Annotated in this window: 18 protein-coding genes; 11 read left to right on the top strand and 7 right to left on the bottom strand. The window is 40.9% G+C overall.

Annotation, left to right across the window (positions count from 1 at the left end; translation table 11 throughout):
* Window positions 1–131 precede the first annotated feature (131 nt).
* Window positions 132–830 (bottom strand): M48 family metallopeptidase, encoded by a 699-nt coding sequence (locus DWW23_RS03200; protein WP_122351838.1) that lies wholly within the window; start codon window positions 828–830, stop codon window positions 132–134.
* A gap of 193 nt (window positions 831–1,023) precedes the next feature.
* On the opposite strand from DWW23_RS03200, the gene gpmI reads away from it, so the two are divergent.
* On the top strand, window positions 1,024–2,547 hold the full coding sequence (gene gpmI / locus DWW23_RS03195; protein ID WP_122351837.1) for a 2,3-bisphosphoglycerate-independent phosphoglycerate mutase: 1,524 nt from the start codon (window positions 1,024–1,026) through the stop codon (window positions 2,545–2,547).
* Between the two features lie 149 nt (window positions 2,548–2,696).
* Window positions 2,697–3,284, top strand: a complete 588-nt coding sequence (locus DWW23_RS03190) for a DUF3109 family protein (protein WP_122351836.1) — start codon at window positions 2,697–2,699, stop codon at window positions 3,282–3,284.
* An 81-nt stretch (window positions 3,285–3,365) separates the two neighbouring features.
* Here DWW23_RS03190 and DWW23_RS03185 read toward each other — a convergent pair whose 3' ends face one another.
* Window positions 3,366–4,331: a GNAT family N-acetyltransferase gene (locus tag DWW23_RS03185; protein WP_122351835.1), complete on the bottom strand. Its 966-nt coding sequence runs from the start codon at window positions 4,329–4,331 to the stop codon at window positions 3,366–3,368.
* Between the two features lie 17 nt (window positions 4,332–4,348).
* On the bottom strand, window positions 4,349–5,170 hold the full coding sequence (locus DWW23_RS03180) for a 1-acyl-sn-glycerol-3-phosphate acyltransferase (protein ID WP_122351834.1): 822 nt from the start codon (window positions 5,168–5,170) through the stop codon (window positions 4,349–4,351).
* 453 nt (window positions 5,171–5,623) lie between these two features.
* Here DWW23_RS03180 and DWW23_RS03175 point away from each other — a divergent pair, with 453 nt between their 5' ends.
* The 5 genes from DWW23_RS03175 (at window position 5,624) to DWW23_RS03155 (ending at window position 12,141) form a co-directional block, all read left to right on the top strand.
* Window positions 5,624–7,180 (top strand): sensor histidine kinase KdpD, encoded by a 1,557-nt coding sequence (locus tag DWW23_RS03175; protein WP_122351833.1) that lies wholly within the window; start codon window positions 5,624–5,626, stop codon window positions 7,178–7,180.
* A gap of 2 nt (window positions 7,181–7,182) precedes the next feature.
* The gene (locus DWW23_RS03170; protein WP_005861388.1) at window positions 7,183–7,914 is read left to right on the top strand and encodes a response regulator transcription factor; all 732 of its coding nucleotides are present in this window, start codon (window positions 7,183–7,185) and stop codon (window positions 7,912–7,914) included.
* Between the two features lie 204 nt (window positions 7,915–8,118).
* Window positions 8,119–8,424: a hypothetical protein gene (locus tag DWW23_RS03165; RefSeq protein WP_122351832.1), complete on the top strand. Its 306-nt coding sequence runs from the start codon at window positions 8,119–8,121 to the stop codon at window positions 8,422–8,424.
* 1,147 nt (window positions 8,425–9,571) lie between these two features.
* Window positions 9,572–9,901, top strand: a complete 330-nt coding sequence (locus DWW23_RS03160; protein WP_122351831.1) for a hypothetical protein — start codon at window positions 9,572–9,574, stop codon at window positions 9,899–9,901.
* 89 nt (window positions 9,902–9,990) lie between these two features.
* On the top strand, window positions 9,991–12,141 hold the full coding sequence (locus tag DWW23_RS03155) for a VapE domain-containing protein (RefSeq protein ID WP_122351830.1): 2,151 nt from the start codon (window positions 9,991–9,993) through the stop codon (window positions 12,139–12,141).
* 259 nt (window positions 12,142–12,400) lie between these two features.
* Here DWW23_RS03155 and DWW23_RS03150 read toward each other — a convergent pair whose 3' ends face one another.
* Window positions 12,401–12,625 (bottom strand): DUF4248 domain-containing protein, encoded by a 225-nt coding sequence (locus tag DWW23_RS03150; RefSeq protein WP_122351829.1) that lies wholly within the window; start codon window positions 12,623–12,625, stop codon window positions 12,401–12,403.
* Window positions 12,626–12,817: 192 nt separating this feature from the next.
* Here DWW23_RS03150 and DWW23_RS03145 point away from each other — a divergent pair, with 192 nt between their 5' ends.
* From DWW23_RS03145 to DWW23_RS03130, 4 genes are all read left to right on the top strand, one after another.
* Complete coding sequence (locus tag DWW23_RS03145) at window positions 12,818–13,270, top strand: HU family DNA-binding protein (protein WP_122351828.1); 453 nt, start codon at window positions 12,818–12,820, stop codon at window positions 13,268–13,270.
* Window positions 13,271–13,293: 23 nt separating this feature from the next.
* Window positions 13,294–13,809: a glucosaminidase domain-containing protein gene (locus DWW23_RS03140; RefSeq protein WP_122351827.1), complete on the top strand. Its 516-nt coding sequence runs from the start codon at window positions 13,294–13,296 to the stop codon at window positions 13,807–13,809.
* Between the two features lie 695 nt (window positions 13,810–14,504).
* Window positions 14,505–15,392, top strand: coding sequence for a Dam family site-specific DNA-(adenine-N6)-methyltransferase (locus DWW23_RS03135; protein WP_233564253.1), 888 nt, complete (start codon window positions 14,505–14,507; stop codon window positions 15,390–15,392).
* Window positions 15,389–17,683: a DGQHR domain-containing protein gene (locus DWW23_RS03130; protein ID WP_122351825.1), complete on the top strand. Its 2,295-nt coding sequence runs from the start codon at window positions 15,389–15,391 to the stop codon at window positions 17,681–17,683. The genes DWW23_RS03135 and DWW23_RS03130 overlap by 4 nt, the downstream gene beginning before the upstream one ends.
* Window positions 17,684–17,836: 153 nt before the next feature.
* Here the strand turns inward: DWW23_RS03130 and DWW23_RS03120 are convergent, their stop codons facing one another.
* From DWW23_RS03120 to DWW23_RS03110, 3 genes are all read right to left on the bottom strand, one after another.
* The gene (locus DWW23_RS03120; RefSeq protein ID WP_122351824.1) at window positions 17,837–18,730 is read right to left on the bottom strand and encodes a DUF5712 family protein; all 894 of its coding nucleotides are present in this window, start codon (window positions 18,728–18,730) and stop codon (window positions 17,837–17,839) included.
* A gap of 4 nt (window positions 18,731–18,734) precedes the next feature.
* A complete protein-coding gene (locus DWW23_RS03115) occupies window positions 18,735–19,319 on the bottom strand; it encodes a BfmA/BtgA family mobilization protein (RefSeq protein WP_122351823.1) in 585 nt (194 codons plus the stop codon).
* A gap of 284 nt (window positions 19,320–19,603) precedes the next feature.
* Window positions 19,604–19,936 carry a helix-turn-helix domain-containing protein gene (locus DWW23_RS03110; RefSeq protein WP_122351822.1) on the bottom strand — a complete coding sequence of 111 codons (333 nt, stop codon included), beginning with the start codon at window positions 19,934–19,936 and terminating at the stop codon, window positions 19,604–19,606.
* Window positions 19,937–19,949: the final 13 nt, after the last annotated feature.

The following is a 19,949-nucleotide window of genomic DNA, read 5'->3' as shown; positions in this document are numbered from 1 at the left end:
ATGCCTTTGGCACAACTCTGCCAAAGGCATGGCAAAAGATTGTCACTTGCATGGCAAAACTCTGCAAACACTGTGGCAAAACATTTTGTCCGGCACAAGAGGTCGGTTACAGAATAGACTTATCCAACAGATTACAGCATGTGGTAACCCTTAAGCTCATGGCGTAAAGCAAGCGCCTTATTGTCTGTCACGCTGTTCAGTAGTTTCCAGAAACGGTCGCTGTGGTTCATCTCCACCGTATGGCAAAGTTCATGGAGCAGGACATAATCGATCAGATGCCAGGGGAGAAGCATCAATGATAAAGACAGGTTAATGCTTTTGCGTGTGCTGCAACTTCCCCACCGGGTCTTGCTGTTCATGATCCGTACGCCTGTGCAGGTGAAACGATGGCGGGCGGCCAGCGCCATCAGCCGGTCGGGTAACAACCGCTTGGCTTCGTGGCGGAGTGCTTTCTCCAGTAAATCCTTTAAGATCTCCTGTACCCTGTCCGACTCGAAACGGGTTCCGGACGGGCAGGCGATACGGAGTATCCCTTCCTTCAGAGTCATGTAATAGTTGTTGCGGTCGGTACGGAATATTTCCACCCGGAAGGTAGTCGCCTGCAATGCGGTCGCTTCGTTCAGCAACGGGCGTGCCGGGTGTTTCTTCAGGGCGGCGAGCAGCTTTTGGCGGTTTTCTTCGATAAAAGACAACATCCGTCCTTCATCCCCTCCCTCCGGCATGGTGGCGGTGATCATTCCCTTTGATATTTTCAGCGTATAACGGGTGGCTCGCGGGGTAGTACGGAGAAGGATGGTTCCCAGATCGTTGTCGTATATCTTCTTTTCCATATTTACCACAAAAGTAATACTTTAAAGGGAAATAATATTACGTCGGAAATGCTTATCTTTGCAGCAAAGCGAAGATAAGCTGCGCCTCGGCATAAAAAATGAACGAGTTCATTTTATTCTACTCTCGACTTGCATTATCTTTGCACCCGGTATTAGATATTTAATAAGTATAAACTATATAAATAAGGCAATCATGAGCAAAAAAGCACTTTTATTGATCTGCGATGGCTGGGGAATCGGCGACCGTGGTAAAGATGATGTAATCTATAACACTCCCACTCCCTATTGGGATTATCTGTTGAAAACATATCCTAACTCTCAGTTGCAGGCTTCCGGCGAAAACGTAGGTTTACCCGACGGACAGATGGGTAACTCGGAAGTAGGACACCTGAACATCGGTGCAGGCCGTATCGTTTATCAGGACCTGGTGAAGATCAACATCGCATGTCGTCAGAATACAATCCTCGACAATCCCGAAATCAAACGTGCTTACAGCTACGCCAAAGAAAACGGCAAACAGATCCATTTCATGGGACTGGTTTCCGACGGTGGTGTGCACAGCTCATTGGAACACCTGTTCAAACTGGCTGATATCGCTAAGGAATATGGAGTGGACAAAGCATACGTTCATTGCTTTATGGACGGTCGCGACACAGACCCGAAGAGCGGTAAAGGTTTCATCGAACAACTGGAAAACCATTTGAAGACGACAGGCGGCAAGATCGCGTCTATCATCGGACGTTACTATGCTATGGACCGTGACAAACGTTGGGAACGTGTGAAAGAAGCCTACGACCTGATCGTGAACGGTACAGGCAAACCTGCCGAAGACATGGTTGTTGCGATGGAAGAATCGTATGCAGAAGGCGTAACGGACGAATTCATCAAACCGATCGTACACGTAGAAAACGGCAAGCCGGTGGCTACTATCGAAGAGGGCGACGTGGTTATCTTCTTCAACTACCGTAACGACCGTGCGAAAGAACTGACAGTCGTTCTGACTCAGCAGGATATGCCGGAAGCTGGAATGAAGACTATTCCTAACCTGCAGTATTTCTGTATGACTCCGTACGATGCCAGCTTCAAGGGTGTCCACATCCTGTTCGACAAGGACAATGTAGAAAATACACTGGGCGAATTCCTGGCATCAGTTGGCAAAACACAGTTGCACATTGCCGAAACAGAAAAATATGCTCACGTTACTTTCTTCTTCAACGGCGGACGCGAAACTCCGTTCGATGGCGAAGACCGTATCCTGGTTCCGTCGCCGAAAGTGGCTACTTACGACCTGAAACCGGAAATGAGCGCGTTTGAAGTAAAAGACAAGCTGGTAGAAGCTATCTACACCAAGAAATATGACTATATCGTTTGTAACTATGCAAATGGCGATATGGTGGGCCACACCGGTATTTACTCGGCTATCGAAAAGGCTGTCGTAACGATCGACGCTTGCCTGAACGATACGGTAGAAGCAGCGAAAGCAAACGATTACGAAGTGATCATCATCGCCGACCACGGTAATGCCGACCACGCTTTGAACGAAGACGGTACACCGAACACGGCTCACTCTTTGAATCCTGTTCCTTTCGTATATGTAACGGAAAACAAAGAAGCAAAAGTAGAGGACGGTATCCTGGCAGACGTTGCTCCTTCCATCCTTCACATCATGGGATTGAAGCAGCCGAAAGAAATGACAGGCAAATCGTTGATTAAATAACAACTCTTAGAAGTTGACAGTTGACAAGTGACAGTTGACAGTTAGCAGTTGGCAAGTAACGGTTATTGTTTTTCGTAAGAAAGAGATAACTGTCATCTGTCAACTGTCATCTGTCAACTGTCCTTGTCACTTGTCAACTATCAACCAATATGATCCAAATTGATGATACCCTGGTCAGCTTAGACCTGATCGAAGCTAATTTCATTTGCGACCTTGCCCAATGTAAAGGTATCTGCTGCGTGGAAGGCGACTCCGGTGCTCCGCTCGATAAAAGCGAGATCGCCGAACTGGAGAAAGCACTTCCGGTTATCTGGGATGACCTTTCTCCCGAGGCACAGGCAATCATTAAGAAGCAAGGTGTCGCCTACATCGACTGCGAAGGCGATATCGTCACTTCCATTGTCAATGGCAAGGATTGCGTATTTACCTGCTACGACGAAGACGGAACCTGCAAATGTGCCGTCGAGAAAGCCTACCGCGAAGGCAAACTGTCTTTCTACAAACCGGTATCCTGTCACCTGTATCCGGTGCGTGTTACCCAATACAAAGACTTCCGTGCCGTAAACTACGACCGGTGGAAAATATGTAAGGCAGCAGAAATAGTAGGGCGGAAAGAAAAACTTCCTCTGTATAAGTTCCTGAAGGAACCGCTTACCCGTAAATTCGGCCCGGAATGGTACGAGTCATTGGTGGAAGTGGCAGAAGAGTGGAGAAAACAAAAGGAAGAAGAGAAATAATATATCCATAAGAAAATGTGCCAATATGCCCATTGAGATAGTATAGATACATCTCTTATAATTGGCATATTGGCACATTCTTTATTCTGTTTTCCGTATCAGGTCTGCCGTCTGCGCCTCCTCTTTCAGATACGTTTCGATATGGCGTTTCTTCTTGTCTTCCAGAATTTCATTGATGGCGATCAGGATACCGGTTTCTTCCACATCGCCGAACTCATGGTTGATCGCCGTACCGAATACGCGCATCTTGGGTGAAAGGCTCATATAAGCATTTACCAGCGGCGGTACATTGATACCGAACTTGCGGACCTCCTGGTTCAGCACCTTGTAATTATCCTTGAAATTATCATAACGGAACAACTCTTTCATCTTCTCCATATCCATATCTGTCTCCAGCGGATATATCGGAGTGACCAGCTTGTCCGAATCCGGGAAATGCATTCCCAGGAAATAAAGGATCATATTGCGTGCTTCCGTATTATAAGTATTATACATCGTCACTTTCCCGAAATAATACTGCAGGCTCGGATCGACTACCGACAAAGCCCCCAGTCCGTCCCATAAGTTATCGAGAACAAACAAACCTTTGGCACCGGCACGTGTAGACTGATATTCCAGCGTTACAAAAGAACGGCCCAACTCGACCGTATACGGAAGGAATTCTTTATTGAACTTCTCAGAGAAGTTGAACAGATGCGAAGTCGCCAACATCGGCTTCCCGTTCTCATCGAACTTGACATCCGAACCGCACAGGAAACGGTATCCTCCCAGGATCTGTTCATCTTCCGGACTCCAGACGATCAGTTGCCGATAAGCATCCTCCATCGTGTCGAACTCGTCAATATCTACCGGAAAACCTGTTCCTCCGCCATAATAGCGGAAAGCGATTTCCCGCAAACGCCCGATCTCCTGCATCACATTGGGAGAATCGTGGGCTGTAATAATGTATATCTCATTGTTTGACTTATTCGTGCTGCGGAGCTTCTTTTCTTTTGTCAGCTCCGATTTCAGAAGTGCACGATCAATCGGCTTAATAATGTCTTGCATATAAATAGAGTCTTTGTTTACTTGAGATTATAAGCAAGTCCCTTCACCCACTCTGCCCATTCAGCCGGCTTTTTACTGTTGTCGAAAGTCTGCCACGGAACAGGTTTGCCGAAATGGATTCGGAACGTTTTATGTTTGGACCGGAACATTTCGTCCGGCAAATAAATCATTTCATAGTTCATCTTTATCCCCAACGCCTTGCGCAGATTCGCCAGCCGGTAGAAAAAATTGGAATTTCTCCCTTCGAAATACACCGGGACAATATCCCGTTTATGTTCGACCGCCTTCTGGATGAAGGACTTTTTCCATTCGGTGTCCTGTATCTTCCCGTTAATCTTGCGCGAACAAAGTCCTGCCGGGAATGTCACGATCTGATTGTCGGAAGCATAGGCTTCGTCGATCAGCCGGGCATTGTTCTTTCCCTGCGAACCATGTTTGTTGATAGGTACAAAGATCGATCTCAGATTTGACAAGTAGAGGAGGAGGTCGTTCACCAGATAACGGATCTTCCCGTTATAATGCTGTCCGATCACTGCCGAAAGGCAAATGCCGTCCAGCCCTCCCAACGGATGGTTGGAGGCAAAAATATAGCGACCTGTCGCCGGGATATTTTCTTCATTCACCAGCTCCAGGGTCAGGTCAAAATAACCGATCAGTTCCTGCATAAAATCAACCCCATCCTTGTCATGATAACGGGTGAGAATATCATTCAGTTCGTCCTGATGAATGGTACGGATCAGATAATTGACAATAAAACCGGGTATTTTTCCCGCCACTGAGGGCGCTTTTTGTTGTAATACCTGTTTTACATCAATTTGTGTAATACCTTCTTGTGCCATCTTGCATAACTCTTGTCAGCAGCAAAGATATAGCTAATAATTAAATTTGAATGCATTCGGCATAAGTTTTTAAGAAGTTTCAAGTTCTCAGGTTATATGTTGTTTGCCGTCATATAAAATAATTCGGCATCTCCATTCGTTATACATATATATTATTCTGCACCTGCATGCAAAAACAGCTCCTATGATTCTTTGTAGGAATTCATATTTTTTGCATAACTTGAAACAAAATAATCAATAATTGTGTTTTTATACACAGGAACGAATTAACAAATGTGCCTAAGGATAGGTGATTATCAATATAAACCCTTGTTTTCAAAGGGAATGAAGGTGATGTCAGATTGATGGATAAACTATTTTTAAGAAAAATGGGCTATGATTTTTACCTTTTTTGTGTGAATATTAAACTAAAATGAGCGTTATTTGTTCTGTTAAAAAGAGAAAGTATTTGGAATGAGGAAATCTACGATTTGGTTACTCGCTTGTGTAATGGCATTTGCTTTTGCCGGTTTGCTTTTCCTGCAGGTTAAGTACGTGAGCATTATACTCAAAAAAAGCAGCGAGCAATTCAATGAAACAGTCAAAAGGAGCTTGCACCAAGTCTCAAAAAACCTGGAGCTGGATGAAACGCGTGAGTATCTGGAAGAAGATCTCAGGCGTGAAGATAACAACTATCTGCGTAACAGCCAGAATCCGGAAGAGATCACGCAGGCAATCACTCAGCAGAAGCTGAATATAAAGGATGCCGATGGCAACAATATTATGCAGATAGAACAGTTGCATAGTTTCAGCCAGAAGTTTCAGCCGCTTTCGTCGCTCGACAAAAAGCAAGCGGCCAACAATATTGTCGGTACATCCCACGACTTGCAGCAATCATTGAAATACCGTCTGAAGTATCAGGGCGATCTGATGCAGCTGGTTTTACTGAATCTGTTGAACACTCCCAACCAGAAGCCGATTCAGGAACGTGTCGACTTTAAGAAGCTGAATAATTACTTAAAAACAGAATTTATTAACAATGGTTTGAACCTGCCGTTCATATTTTTTGTTATTAACAAAGACGGGAAGACAGTGTACCAGAGTGGGGAAATAAAGAAGGAACCTATTGCGTCTGATATAATTACATACGTATTGTTTCCAAATGATCCTCCCTCGAAGCAGAATTATCTGAAAGTATATTTCCCTACGAAAGGTGACTATATTTCAAGTTCTGTAACATTTATTGTACCGTCCGTGCTTTTCTCGCTGATACTTTTGGTAACGTTTATCTTTACCATTTATATTGTGTTCCGCCAGAAGAGGCTGTCAGAAATGAAAAATGATTTTATCAACAATATGACGCACGAGCTGAAGACTCCGGTTTCCACGATCTCGCTGGCGGCACAGATGTTGAAAGATTCGGATATAACGAAAAGTCCTGATGTATTCAGACATATATCAGGCGTGATAAATGATGAGACGAAGCGATTGGGCTTCCTGGTAGAGAAGGTGCTCCAGATGTCGTTGTTCGAACGGCAGAAAGCAGCTCTCAAATTGAAGGAAGTGGATGCGAACGACCTGGTGATCAGCGTGGCCAACACCTTCGCCCTGAAAGTCGAAAAGTACGACGGTACGCTCGATGTCGACTTGCAGGCTGTCGATTCGTCCATTTATGTAGATGAAATGCACATCACCAATGTATTGTTTAACCTGATGGACAACGCAGTGAAATACCGCCGTCCGGAGGTGCCCCTTACATTGATGGTAAGAACCTGGAACGACAACAACGGCAAACTGCTGATCGCCGTTGAAGACAATGGTATCGGGATCAAGAAAGAATACCTGAAAAAAGTATTCGACCGCTTCTTCCGCGTGCCGACAGGGAACGTACACGACGTAAAAGGTTTCGGTCTGGGACTTGCTTACGTCCGTAAGATTATCGAGGACCACAAGGGTACGATCCGTGCCGAGTTGGGTCCGGGAAATGTAGGAACAAAATTTATTATTACTTTACCTCTTATAAAAAGTTAGTTATGGAAGAAAAACTGAAAATCTTCTTTTGTGAAGACGACGAAAACCTGGGTATGCTATTAAGAGAATACTTACAGGCTAAAGGTTATGTAACAGATCTTTTCTCTGATGGAGAAGCAGGTTACAAAGGTTTCACCAAAGGCAAATATGATCTTTGCGTATTAGACGTAATGATGCCGAAAAAAGACGGTTTCACTCTTGCACAGGAAATCCGTTCTATAAATCCTGACATTCCAATTATTTTCCTTACTGCCAAGACAATGAAGGAAGATATTCTGGAAGGCTTCAAGATCGGTGCCGACGATTATCTGACAAAGCCGTTCAGCATGGAAGAGTTGCTGCTTCGTATCGAAGCGATCCTTCGCCGTGTGAAAGGTAAGAAGATGAAAGACATTCCTTTCTATAAGCTTGGTAATTTCTTGTTCGATACCCAGAAACAAACGCTGGCTATCGGTGACAAGGTAACGAAGCTGACAACGAAAGAATGCGAACTGCTGAGCCTGCTGTGTGCCCATGCAAATGAAATTCTGGAACGTAACTATGCACTGAAAACTATCTGGGTTGACGACAACTACTTCAATGCCCGTAGTATGGACGTGTATATTACCAAACTTCGTAAACTGTTGAAAGATGATCCGGGAATCGAAATCATCAACATCCACGGTAAGGGTTACAAACTGATCACTCCTTCAGGAGAAGAACAGGCCCGTGAAGAAGGTATCCAGGTACTTTAAGGGACAGATCCCGGAGACTGCCGCCCTATGGCTGGCACTTTCCGGAAGATGAGATAAGAAAGGCATTGCCCCGGTTGGGCGATGCCTTTTTTAGTTTGTGGCATTGGGTTTTATATTCTGGGTGAATTCCTTATAAATGCGTCCCGATGTTGTTTTTATAAACATGGATTATATTATCTTTGATGATTATATGTATTAAAGAATATGGATAAACTGGAGCGTATGCCTTTCAAGGCGCAAAAACAACTATTCGAGAAGCTGGAGAAGATAGCCGGTGTGGCTAATCTGACCAGGGAGGAACGCCAGGAATATGACGAGGCACTCAAAGTGTATCGTGACTGCAAGAATATAGTGGATTATGCGGAGGAGAAAGGTGAAATCAGAGGCGAAATCAAAGGAGAAATTAAGGGGATAAAGCGGACTGCCAAGAAAATGAAGGAAACAGGTTCTTCCCTTGAATATATCATGGAATGTACCGGGCTTTCCGAAGAAGATATCCGTAACTTGTAAACTCTTTATATAAAATAATGGATAAGGCTGTCGTTTTAAACGATGGCCTTTTTTTGTTTTTAGAACTCTGATATAAGATCATAAATGTTGACTGTGTTTTCCTTTTTCAAATACTAAAAATGAAGCTCAATGACCCTTTTAACATTTGCTCGCTAGGTTTTGGAAAATAGGTATGCTGATATACAGTATATTATGGTATTTGCGTGTATAGATATTTGTGTCTAAATATTTAAGTATAAATGTATATTAAATATCAGGTTTAAAGGGAAATACGAATTTAAAGTAGTGACAAAAATAAACGTTCCTTTTTTCTAGTCACAAATTTAAGAATTAATTTTTAATGAATTGGCATAAACTAAAAAATAATTTATTACTGTATATGCTTTCTTATCAACTGAATATGAAATCAAGTACAAAAATAAGTCTTTTTATTACAAAGTCATAAATGACCCAAAAAAATGACTAGAAAAAAGGAACGTTTTATCTAGTCATTCACTTTTGAAAGACATTCTTTTTTCAAGGCTGAAAGTATTTGAATAGCACTATTATTAATATTAAATTAGAGAATCATGAACAAGGGATTATTTATTCCGGCTGCAATGGTAAGTCTTACGGAAAGTTCTATTTTCTGTAAGTATGCGGGCAACTTCGGTCGTTTGGGTTGTAACGATGGTTACGGTTTTCCTTGCAAAGACTGCAATAAATACTGCGGAAGGAAAGGAAGAGACTCGTATTGTAGTAGCTGTTGAATACGAAGCCGCTATCAAATCAATCACAAAATAAAAATGAAAAAGAAATATAGAGACATACCCTCGTATGTCTCTATCATAATCAATAAATTTTAGTTGACTGTGTGGCATGTTTAATTATCTCTTTTGCACGCCAAGTACCCTGCGACAGGTGAATAAGCAGTCAATATTAATACTAAAGTAATAAAATAAAGTTCTTCTGTTCGATCTCTGTGAAGAGCGAAGGCAGACAAAAACAAGCCCTGGGATTCATCGTCCAGGGCTTCGTTTTTTAGAAAAGTATCAACTGGTGATTAAATATTCAAACCAGATAATTAATAGTACATCGACATGAAAAAAAAATCGAAGCCTCCCAACTGAATGGAGCAATCAGAGAGTTAAAAGAAAAATGCGAAAGAATGGAAGCCGATCTGCATGAAATAAACAAATGTGCAAGAGCTATTAACCGCTTGCTGGAACATGCCGTATTTGAAGAAGACATGGTGGAGGAAGAGAAGATCTTCTTTTACGGAGAAACAAACGAATTTATCGAACTCATCATCCCGCTGATCCGTAGCACAAAATGGCGGGTGAACGGGAATCGGATGCAGAAAAAATTTCTCCGATCTATTGATGAAGTCTTCAAAATTAAGAATGAAAAGACAAAAGACCTTCTTAAATTCGACAGTTTGTATGCTGCCTTGAAAGAGTATTTCGACAGGCATTTCCCTGACGATGCTTTTTCGTAAAAAAACGAAAAAGACAGGAAGCCAATCAATGGCTTCCTGTACCTTTATAACATACCGGATAACCGGAACAACCTCCAAATCGAAACGATATGATCGAAGCAACCGTCTTTACAAACTTCAGGTTTTGCCAGGGAAACAAACCGCTCACGGCTATTGCAGACGAAATCCTTAACGGGAAGTACGAGACAACTATCAAACTACACCGGGCCGCACTGCATGCCGGTGATCCCGCCACTGCTGAACGGATCAAGAAATCACTCGAAGCATTCACTGTCTCCGCTACCTACCGGAAGACGCGCAAGGAACCGGACATGATTGGCTATAACTCGCTCCTGATCCTCGATATTGACAAGCTCGCACCCGAAGCGATCCCTCGCCTTAGGTCGCTTATCAATGAAGCTCCCTATACCATTTACAGCTTCCTGAGTCCTGGTGGACAAGGGCTGAAAATTATTGCCTGCTCGGCAGTAGATATCGAGCAGCTCCCTCAAAACCACCGGATCATCTATAATACCGTCAAGGCGTGGTATGAAGAATTGCTCGGTGTGGAGATCGATGCTTCGGGGAGTGATGCCGGGCGACTCTGTTTTGTCTCCTACGATCCTTTGCTTTATGCCTCTCCCCGTTTTAGTGACTGGCTGCATACCGGAAAAGGGATGCCTGAAGACTTGCCATTGCTCAAGCCTTTGCTGCAAAAAACGAGAAAAACGACCAACACCCGCCATGTGGCTAAACAGCTCAGTAATACCCGGAACCGACTCGACAAACAGGAGAAGTATCAGGATGGCAACCGTAACAATTATGTCTACCACTATGCCTGCCTGTGTAACCGGATAGGCGTGCCCGAAGAAGTCCTGACCGGTTATTGTACGGAAAACTTCGGCGATCTTTCGGCAGAGGAACGTTCCAGTGCGATTACGAGTGCCTACAGTCATAGAGAGGAGCACGACACCTTTCCTCTGATAAAAAACGGGAAGAAGGTAGAGCTGATCCGGGAATATCTGTCCACACATTTCTTTCTGCGTAAAAATGTAGTTCGTAACCTGGTAGAATACCGGGATAAAAGGGCAAAAAGCCACACATACCATCCTGTGACCGATTACTGGGAGAATACCGTCTGGTGCAATCTCCAACTCGAAGGAGTCAATTGCAAGATCACTGAATTGAGGTCGGTGATCCATTCCGGATTCAGTAAAGAATTTGACCCGTTCAAGTTCTATTTCTGTAAATTGCCGTCATGGGATGGCGAAACAGATTATATCGCCCGGCTTGCTTCGACCGTCAGTACCACACGGCCTGAATACTGGCTGACCTGTCTCCGGAAATGGCTCGTTGCCACTGTGGCCTGTGCCATAGACGAAAAGACGGAGAACCATGCCGTATTGCTGTTGAGCGGCGGGCAGGGATTAGGAAAAACAACCTGGTGCCGTAATCTGGTACCACCTGAACTGCATCAATATGTCTATTCCGGCAATCTCGATCCCGCCTCGAAAGATGCTTCCCTGCTCCTGAGTGACTGTTTCCTGATCCTGCTCGACGAGCTTTCGGGACAAAGCCGCATGGAACTGAACCGCCTGAAAGCAATGATCACGAAAAACAGTGTACACGAGCGCCGCGCCTATGCGCATAATTCGGAAACATATGAGCGCCGTGCTTCATTTGCCGCTACGGTCAACGACAGCCAAGTGCTGACCGACCGTACCGGTTCGCGTCGTTTCCTTTGTTTTGAAACAGTCCGGATAGATTATCTTACTCCTGTCGACTACAGCCATATTTATTCGCAGGCACTGGCTTTGTATAAAGGCGGCTTCAAGTACTGGTTTTCTGATACTGATATTGCAGAGATCAACGATAACAACGAACCTTTTCAGCAGAGCAGCCCGGAAGAGGAATTGTTCTATACTTTTTTCCGTAAACCCTGCCGTTTCGAGGCTTATTTACAGTTATCCAGCAGTGAAATAATAGCCAAAATAGCTGAAAAGACCCGTATGCCTATTACTCAAATCAACGTGGTTAACCTCGGAAAAATGTTGAAAAGGACAGGGTTTGAACATTTTATACGTAACGGGAAACGCTTTTTCAATGTTATAGAACTTACGTTCGACGAGGTAAAAGCCGTACAGCTCGGAATCCGTTCGTATGACAATGTAGATGCTCAAGCTGTTGATAATAAAGGAGTGGTTCCTAATGATAAAACAGATGAAGGGAATGAAAAACCTCAAATTCAATTGCCCTTCTGAGGCTTTCGGGTGGAGAAGGTGGAGGTTGTTTAACGGTTGGCACACTTTCTGTATTTATGTTTATATATTACTATCAACAACAACTGAAAGGTCTCCTTATATTTATAAAAGTCGGCCGAAATGTATTTTCATCTTCACCTTCTCCACCTGCTGCTTCCTCCGGTGATCTCTTCCGATAGTTCCTGACCGAAAAAAATCCGTTCCCGACTGAAAATAAATGGGTAGGGAACGGATTTTTGCGTTGATAACTATTCCTCTTTTAAGGTTCTCCCAAATGTTCCACGATACAGATCACCTGTTTGGGGGTGAAACAGCGAATCCCCGGATGATACCCGAGGGTAACCAGTTTTTGTTTGAGGATGTCGTGATGGTTGATCCAACGCCAGAGCTGCATGACGGCGCCTCGGTGGGAGAGATGGGGATTATATAGCTGGGCGAGTTCGCCGACACCATATGCACGGATGACAAATGTTTTCTGTTCCATAGCATTTATTGTTTTACTTCTATAAATGTATATATTAATGATAAGAAAAACAAGGCTTTAGGTGGAAATAAACAAAATAAAATGCTGCTTTGTCACGTCTGCTCACATAGGGCATCGACGAGGCTATCCGGGTGTTGTATCTTTATGATGTAATTAATTGCAAAACAGTTTTATACTAAAAACAATCGGATTATGGCAGTACAGTATCACTTGGTTCTCAGAAAGAACATGAGCAAAGAAGTAGAAGAGGGGAAAGAGAAGCTCTATTATGCACAGACCCGTGCCACGCGCACCTGTGGTTTTGATGAGCTATGCGACCTGATCGCTGAAAGTTCCACGGCATCCAGCGGTGATGTCAAAGTCGTTCTCGACCGTATGAATAAGTTTGCCGCGAAAGCACTCGAACGTGGCGAAGTTGTCCAGCTGGGCGAACTCGGTAGCCTTCAGCTGATCATGGGCAGTAAAGGGAGTGCGACAACGGAGGGTTTTTCCTCGACCTTGCTGAAGAAGGCGCGTTTGTGTTTCCGTCCCGGTACGATTCTGCGAAACACGACGCAGGTGGCTAAAGGGGAACGTACGACTATCGATGTTACTCCGGTAACACCTCCTACAGGTGGCGGAGGCGACCGTCCTGAAATTGAATAGTAACACATTAACCCGACTTTCCAATGGATAAACAATCATTTGTAAAACTGTATCTTCCAGCCGCGCGTATGGCTGGAGATCTGTACCGGATCAATCCGGTCGTCATTCTGGCTCAATCGGCCATTGAAACAGGATGGGGCGAGAGCGCGCTGGCACGGCAATACAATAACTTCTTCGGATTAACCGGATATGGTGTCGTCAACACCTACTGGCATGGAGGAAAGGTTAGCCTTGAAGAGAATGGCCTGTTGTTCAGGCGTTACGACGCACCGGAAAATAGTTTTCTTGATTTTGCACGGCTGATCTCTACCGCTTATCGTCTTGCCGCCGCAGTCAGTAACTACCCCGCTGCCTATGCTCGTGAAATAGCTTACAGCCGTTATATCAGTGAAGTGAACGGCGATAACCGGGCGGCGTATGAAGAAATGCTTACAAGGATTGCGCGGAGCCTGATGCCTTTGGTGGAGGAAAGGCTGCGTCAAGAGGGGTTTTGTGAGGAAAGGACGCGCAATGCTGGCCTGTGTACAAAGAAACCGTAAGGGCGGATATTATTTAATCATTTAAAATGAATCAGTATGAGCAAATTAAAATCTGTTTTTGAGTTTATTATGGCGTTGCTGGGATTCCTTCTGGATTTCGGAAGGAAAAAAGAGAAGAAGGAATGACGGAATTGAAAGTTCCTGTTTCCTGTGCGCATGCTCTGTGATGTAGACCGTATGCGGGAGACTTTTCAAAAAACTAATGGTTTATCAACAAAGTTATCAACAGGTTAATTGATTGATAATATTTATTTTAGATGTTTTGTCAATAGGATATGAACAAAAGCGCTTAACTCTGTTGTGAATAACTTTGGCAGCCTATAAAAAGAAAACAGCCTCAGAATAAATCTGAAGCTGTTTTTCTTTGAGTGATCCGCCTGGGATTCTCCTAAGAGAGTTACCATGCTGATATTTAAAACTTTATATTTTTTGCTTCAAGCATATCCCATGAATTATCCCACTAATTTGCTACGTGCTTTTGCGGTAGTTTGCTCATGGAGAATACTGGGTACAAAGATATATCTTTTCACGAGAAAACCGAAATAGATGATAGTTTTCTGCTTATTACATTGCCACAAAGAAGTCTTAAGGCTTTTCAAGAAGATCTTTATCTAAAAGCTGTATTGTTACTTTTTGATTGAATTTGTATAGAATGTGTCCAATATACTTTTACGGGAAAATATAAATTACTAATTTTGAAGCCTAAAGAATTATTGCGATTACGATATATGCAAAATGATAACGTTTTAGAAATAGAAACAATGATAGAAAAGCCCTTCTTAAGATGGGCTGGAGGTAAAAGATGGTTAATTAAACATTTGCCAGATTTACTACCAAAACAATTTAATGATTATCATGAACCTTTCTTAGGAGGTGCATCAATATTCTTGTACTTAAAAAGTCGCAATTTAATTCAGAATCATTCTTTTCTTTCGGACTTTAACTCAGATCTAATTAATGTTTATAAGCAATTGCAGAATAATTCTAAAGAAATTATAGAGCTAATAAATAGCTATAAGAATGAAAGAGATTTTTATTATTCGATAAGGGCTGTTAATCCTAGAAATGATATAGAAAAAGCGGCAATTTTTATATATTTGAATAAGACATCTTACAATGGTATTTATAGGGTTAATAGAGATGGTTTTTACAATGTACCTTTTGGTTATCGAACAGGCAAAAAATTACTAGATTGTAGTGGTTTTCCTAGAATAAGCAAGTTATTGTCTCAAAATGTCACATTTCAGGCTAATGACTTTGAAATCATTAAAGAAAACCTTAAAGCTCATGATTTAGTGTTTTTAGATCCGCCATATACTGTGGCTCATGAAAATAATGGTTTTATACAATATAATCAGCAAATCTTTTCGTGGGATGATCAAAAAAGACTAGCTGAAATGCTGAAATTTATATCTGATTCTAATGCTTATTTTATTCTAACAAATGCTGCACATGCCTGTATTGCAGAATTGTTTGATGGTTTAGGTACTTTGCGTATTGTTCAACGACCTAGCACTATAGGGGGTAAAGGAGCAAAAAGAACTCAAGTCAATGAATATGTCTTTACAAATGTAATATTATGAATAACAAGGAAAAGCAAGATTTTATAGAAGGTTTGAGTTTTGATTTAGATACGACTGCTGAAATAAAGACAAGAAGGAATGTATATGTATACATCTCTTTCCCCAGTAAACAAATTGAGAATATAGAGAAATATATTACTGACGGCTGGGAAGTGGATAAAGAATTTAAGACAAAAATAAGGCTGAGAAAAAAGAAAGAAAGTAAGCATCTTTTGGTTGATAAGATGTGGGCATTATTTGCTTCGCTTGGCTTTGATTTACTCAATAGAAATCAAGCTATTGATATACCTTATGATAAAAAAGACAGTTCTCTTTTTGAAACATTCGATATTTTAGCAAAAGACCAAGAATCTATCGTACTTGTGAGATGCGAATCGGTAGTTAAAAATACCAAAAGTAATTTTAGGAATAATTTGGAATTGCTAAAAGAACATATTGGGGAAATAAGAAAAACTTTAAACTATATTTTTGATGGAGCAAAACTTAAATTCAAATTTATATTAGCTACAGAGAATTATGCTTTAGTGGAGCAAGACCAAATTGCTCTAGAGAAAATAGGTGGGGTACATTTTGATGAGGATATTGTAGACTATTATATCAAAATGCATAACCAGATTGGAATTGCTGCTAGATATCAACTCCTCGGTTCATTATTTTTTGATCAAGAAATTCCAGAGATGGATAATAAGATACCAGCTATTAGAGGAAAAATGGGTGGCCATGTGTATTATTCATTTTCTATTGAGCCAGAAAAATTATTGAAAATTGGTTATGTTTTGCATCGAAATAAAGCGAATACTAATATGATGCCAACATATCAGCGAATTATTCAAAAAGGTAGATTAGATGCGATAAATAAATTTTTGGAAGAAGATAAAGGATATTTTCCTAATTCAATCATTATTAGTTTGGATTCAGGTAAGAAGAAAAAACTAGAGTTTCAAGAGTCGTGTAATATTTGCTCAACGATAGCTGATGTAGGTTTTTTGTATTTACCAAAAAGATATAGATCTGCTTATATTATTGATGGTCAACATCGGCTTTATGGCTATGCAAACTCAAAATATAAAACAACAAATACAATTCCTGTAGTTGCTTTTGAAAATTTAGATAGAAATGAGCAAGTTAAATTATTTATGCAGATAAATGAGAATCAAAAAGCAGTTTCTAAGAATCTAAGAAATACATTGAATGCCGATTTACTTTGGAATTCTGAAAATTATCTAGAGCAAATGACAGCATTAAGATCACGTATAGCTATCTTCTTAGGGGAAGATCGTGCATCTGCTTTATATGGGAAAATATCTGTTGGAGAAGATAAAAAGGTGATTACTACCCAGCAAATAGATAATGCAATAAAAAAGAGTGTTTTTTTAGGAAAGGTATCAAAAGATAAGATTGAAAAGTATAGTATATTTTATAAAGGAAATTTAGATTTAGCTTTTGAAAAGCTTTCTAAATTCCTGTTGTTATCATTTGATTTTCTTAAAGATAGACTAGAAGATGAGTGGGAAAGAGCAGATGGAATTATAGTGATTAATAAAGGAATTTATGCTATAATATTGACATTAAGTGATATTATAGATCATTTAGAAAAAATAAATGAAATATCAGAACGTGATAATGTGAATAGTATTTTTGAAAAAACCGAAAAATATCTGGCTCCATTGGTCTCATTTTATCGAAGTATAGATGAAGATGTTATTGGTGCTCTGAAAACGGCTTATGGTACGGGGGGAGATGTGAAATATTGGCGTACTCTTCAAAAAACTATCAGAGAACAATATCCAGCTTTTAATCCTGAAGGGTTAGATGAATACTTGAAGAGAGAAGAAAAAATTTATAATACGAAAGCTTTTGAATATATTCGCGAAATAGAAACATATTTTAAAGTGGATTTTAAAGAAAAGCTGGAGTCATTTTATGGTAATAATTGGTTTAAAAAAGGAGTTCCCCCAAAAATCGGTGAAGCTGCCACTTTATTAATGTATCAGAAAAACCGAGAAGTTGAAGATGAAAACGATGAGTGTACAGAATGGGATTGTATTAATATTATAGCTTATAGAGAAATAGCATTGAAAAATTGGCAAAATATTTTTGAGCCATTCTGTACTCGTCCACACGAAAAGAAAATGGCTGGTGGAAAAGATGCCAAAACAAGTTGGATGGTTCGATTAGAGAAATTAAGGAACCAGAATTTTCATTCTTATTATGTTACAGAAGATGATTATTATTTTTTGGAACAATTAAACGATTGGTTAATACTAAAAAAAGATGATGTTTACGAATAAATTTCACAGTCATATTTTTATGACTGTGAAATTTATTCATTATAATTGTGGTTTAGAAAATATTATCCTTTGTCGGGAAAACAAGCGATTTGTAATACTTGAATCGCTTCATCAGGTAGCAGCCTGTATCGGTTCTTAGTTCTTCATACTCAATCATCGTCTTATCCCTTTCTTCTTTTTCTTCTTGCGTTTCTGTACCTGTAGTTCTTCTGCTAGTGTAGCATCGTAATTGTTGCCATCTCCCAGTGAAATGACAGATAAAAGAGAATCGCCATTACTGTTATATTGTTGATTGATTGTGTACTTGTTTTCCATCTTGCAATCAAGATTGCAAGAAATATTATTTTTTTTCTTTTCGCCAATAAAGTTCTGGTTTTGTAATTCAAGTTGTTCGGAGATAGAACCTTTTTTCATCATATTGTGGTAGGCAAACGATTCCGATTGTTGGCGATTATAGCCAAATAGTTCATCAAACCCCTTTTCTGTCTGTCGAAACAGGTTTACACGATCAAAGCCTCCTACTACCGTTCCTTTCTTGGTATTCTTATGATTGGTAAGTGGTGACAGCTTCTTTTTATTGGTTTGATCTTTCCGGCTCACAATCAAATGACAGTGCATATTCAGTTCATTGTCCGAACGCTTACGGTCAAAATGAATCTTACCATAAAACTTTATATCTGCTTCGGATAGTCCTTTATTAAAGTTCTTGGCATATTCAGGGATAAACACCTTGCGAATATAGCGTTTCATGGCTTTGGCTTGCTTTTGTTCGGTGTTTCCCATTGCCCGAAGTTCGCTTTCCGATGGGCTGACATGGATTGCATAAAACTTAGCATCCGTTTTCAGGAGTTGCCCAATATTAGTATCAATATCTTTTATAACCTTTGATTTGTAAATATTATCATCTGTCAAATTGAAGAAGCCTTCGGTATAGATATCTTTCTCCATTCGTTCTAAATCTTCATGCTCTAAATAATTAGCTAGCTGTCGGCTACTCCCTGCATTGTTGTATGTTCCTTTTGATGGTGGGGCAAAATCTATGTGCATGGCATTATGTATTTATCAGATTGATGATTTCTGTTTTTAGGTTCTCTTTCCGTTTGCTATCCATCACACCACAAGCGGATAGTTCCGAATAGAGTTGTATCAAATGAAGCAACTTTTTATGATCCCGTTGATGTATCTGATAGAGTGCGTTAATCTGTTTGGACTGGTTGTTTATCACATCGGCATGATTACAGAATTGTTCGCTTAACTTTTTCAGTACGGCTGTGTGTTTCTCCTGACTAGTTTCCAGTTGAGAGAGAATAAGAGTTTCCAAAGTTTTACCGATAGCATCGAAACGCAAAGCAATAGAATTTGTAGCCCGTATCATGGGATTCAGTTGTTCTTCCTCATAGTGACGGATAAAGCGGATAATATCATCCTGCCTCTTATTTATTTTCGCTAGTTCCGATTTTACGGATTCAGGTGCTTCGGATGGGTTGATATGTGCCTTATCTATATACCCGAACGCCAACTTTACAACTTCGCTCTTTTTCAGTGAATAGCGTTTGCATATCTTCTCTACCAAAGCTGCTGTTTTCTTGTCTACGGAAATGGTAGTGAATATAGTTTTTCGACTGCTGTTTGGCATGGTAATTACTTTTTTATAGAAATATGAATAGATAAATACCTGATAATAAGCATAGAAAAGAAAATGCTTATTACAGGTGTCATTACAGCGTGTTCTTGTAACACGCTAAAGCCGAAGGCTTTGCCTCGAAGAGCAAGAGGGAAGAACAGGACTTGTCCAGTTCCCTCTTGCTCAATTTACCGAAATGTGCGAAGCCGGAAGGCGTAGCTATTTCTGCTAAATTGGGGTGGTAGCATAGAGGAGTAGCCTAAACACAGACTTCTTCCCTCTGCTACCTTTTGCTTTCAGGGCTGATTCTCTAATTGGTTGGCTTTTTCAAACTGTTTGTAGGTTTGAGAGTCGGCACGTTCACGAACAAAAGTCCGAATATCGTTCGCTCGATAGTAGGTTTTCTTTCCGATGGTAAAGTAAGGTAGTTGTCCGCTTACCCTGTAACGTTGAAGCGTTCGGAAAGATACTTTCAATAGAAAGGCTAAATCCTGATTATCGAGTATCTTTTCATTATCATCCAGTACCTTGTCGGTGTTTATAAGAGATTTTAGATCTTGCCCGATTTCGGTGAGTTTCTTAGATAACTTCGCCATCCATTTCTCAAAGTCTTCATTGTCTATATACATTTTGCTTCATTTT

This window comes from Parabacteroides sp. AF14-59, assembly GCF_003479515.1.
GTDB lineage: Bacteria > Bacteroidota > Bacteroidia > Bacteroidales > Tannerellaceae > Parabacteroides > Parabacteroides faecis.
Note: the sequence above shows the minus strand (reverse complement) of the source record. Positions and strands in the feature narration are given on the sequence as shown.

What these genes read in the sequence shown, in the direction of transcription:
- DWW23_RS03140 (WP_122351827.1), top strand. Translation starts at nt 13,294, where the DNA reads ATGGATAAACAATCATTTGTAAAACTGTATCTTCCAGCCGCGCGTATG.
- DWW23_RS03180 (WP_122351834.1), bottom strand. Translation starts at nt 5,170, where the DNA reads ATGGCACAAGAAGGTATTACACAAATTGATGTAAAACAGGTATTACAA.
- DWW23_RS03110 (WP_122351822.1), bottom strand. Translation starts at nt 19,936, where the DNA reads ATGTATATAGACAATGAAGACTTTGAGAAATGGATGGCGAAGTTATCT.
- DWW23_RS03185 (WP_122351835.1), bottom strand. Translation starts at nt 4,331, where the DNA reads ATGCAAGACATTATTAAGCCGATTGATCGTGCACTTCTGAAATCGGAG.
- DWW23_RS03165 (WP_122351832.1), top strand. Translation starts at nt 8,119, where the DNA reads ATGGATAAACTGGAGCGTATGCCTTTCAAGGCGCAAAAACAACTATTC.
- gpmI (WP_122351837.1), top strand. Translation starts at nt 1,024, where the DNA reads ATGAGCAAAAAAGCACTTTTATTGATCTGCGATGGCTGGGGAATCGGC.
- DWW23_RS03160 (WP_122351831.1), top strand. Translation starts at nt 9,572, where the DNA reads ATGGAAGCCGATCTGCATGAAATAAACAAATGTGCAAGAGCTATTAAC.
- DWW23_RS03155 (WP_122351830.1), top strand. Translation starts at nt 9,991, where the DNA reads ATGATCGAAGCAACCGTCTTTACAAACTTCAGGTTTTGCCAGGGAAAC.
- DWW23_RS03150 (WP_122351829.1), bottom strand. Translation starts at nt 12,625, where the DNA reads ATGGAACAGAAAACATTTGTCATCCGTGCATATGGTGTCGGCGAACTC.
- DWW23_RS03175 (WP_122351833.1), top strand. Translation starts at nt 5,624, where the DNA reads ATGAGGAAATCTACGATTTGGTTACTCGCTTGTGTAATGGCATTTGCT.
- DWW23_RS03190 (WP_122351836.1), top strand. Translation starts at nt 2,697, where the DNA reads ATGATCCAAATTGATGATACCCTGGTCAGCTTAGACCTGATCGAAGCT.
- DWW23_RS03130 (WP_122351825.1), top strand. Translation starts at nt 15,389, where the DNA reads ATGAATAACAAGGAAAAGCAAGATTTTATAGAAGGTTTGAGTTTTGAT.
- DWW23_RS03120 (WP_122351824.1), bottom strand. Translation starts at nt 18,730, where the DNA reads ATGCACATAGATTTTGCCCCACCATCAAAAGGAACATACAACAATGCA.
- DWW23_RS03170 (WP_005861388.1), top strand. Translation starts at nt 7,183, where the DNA reads ATGGAAGAAAAACTGAAAATCTTCTTTTGTGAAGACGACGAAAACCTG.
- DWW23_RS03115 (WP_122351823.1), bottom strand. Translation starts at nt 19,319, where the DNA reads ATGCCAAACAGCAGTCGAAAAACTATATTCACTACCATTTCCGTAGAC.
- DWW23_RS03145 (WP_122351828.1), top strand. Translation starts at nt 12,818, where the DNA reads ATGGCAGTACAGTATCACTTGGTTCTCAGAAAGAACATGAGCAAAGAA.
- DWW23_RS03200 (WP_122351838.1), bottom strand. Translation starts at nt 830, where the DNA reads ATGGAAAAGAAGATATACGACAACGATCTGGGAACCATCCTTCTCCGT.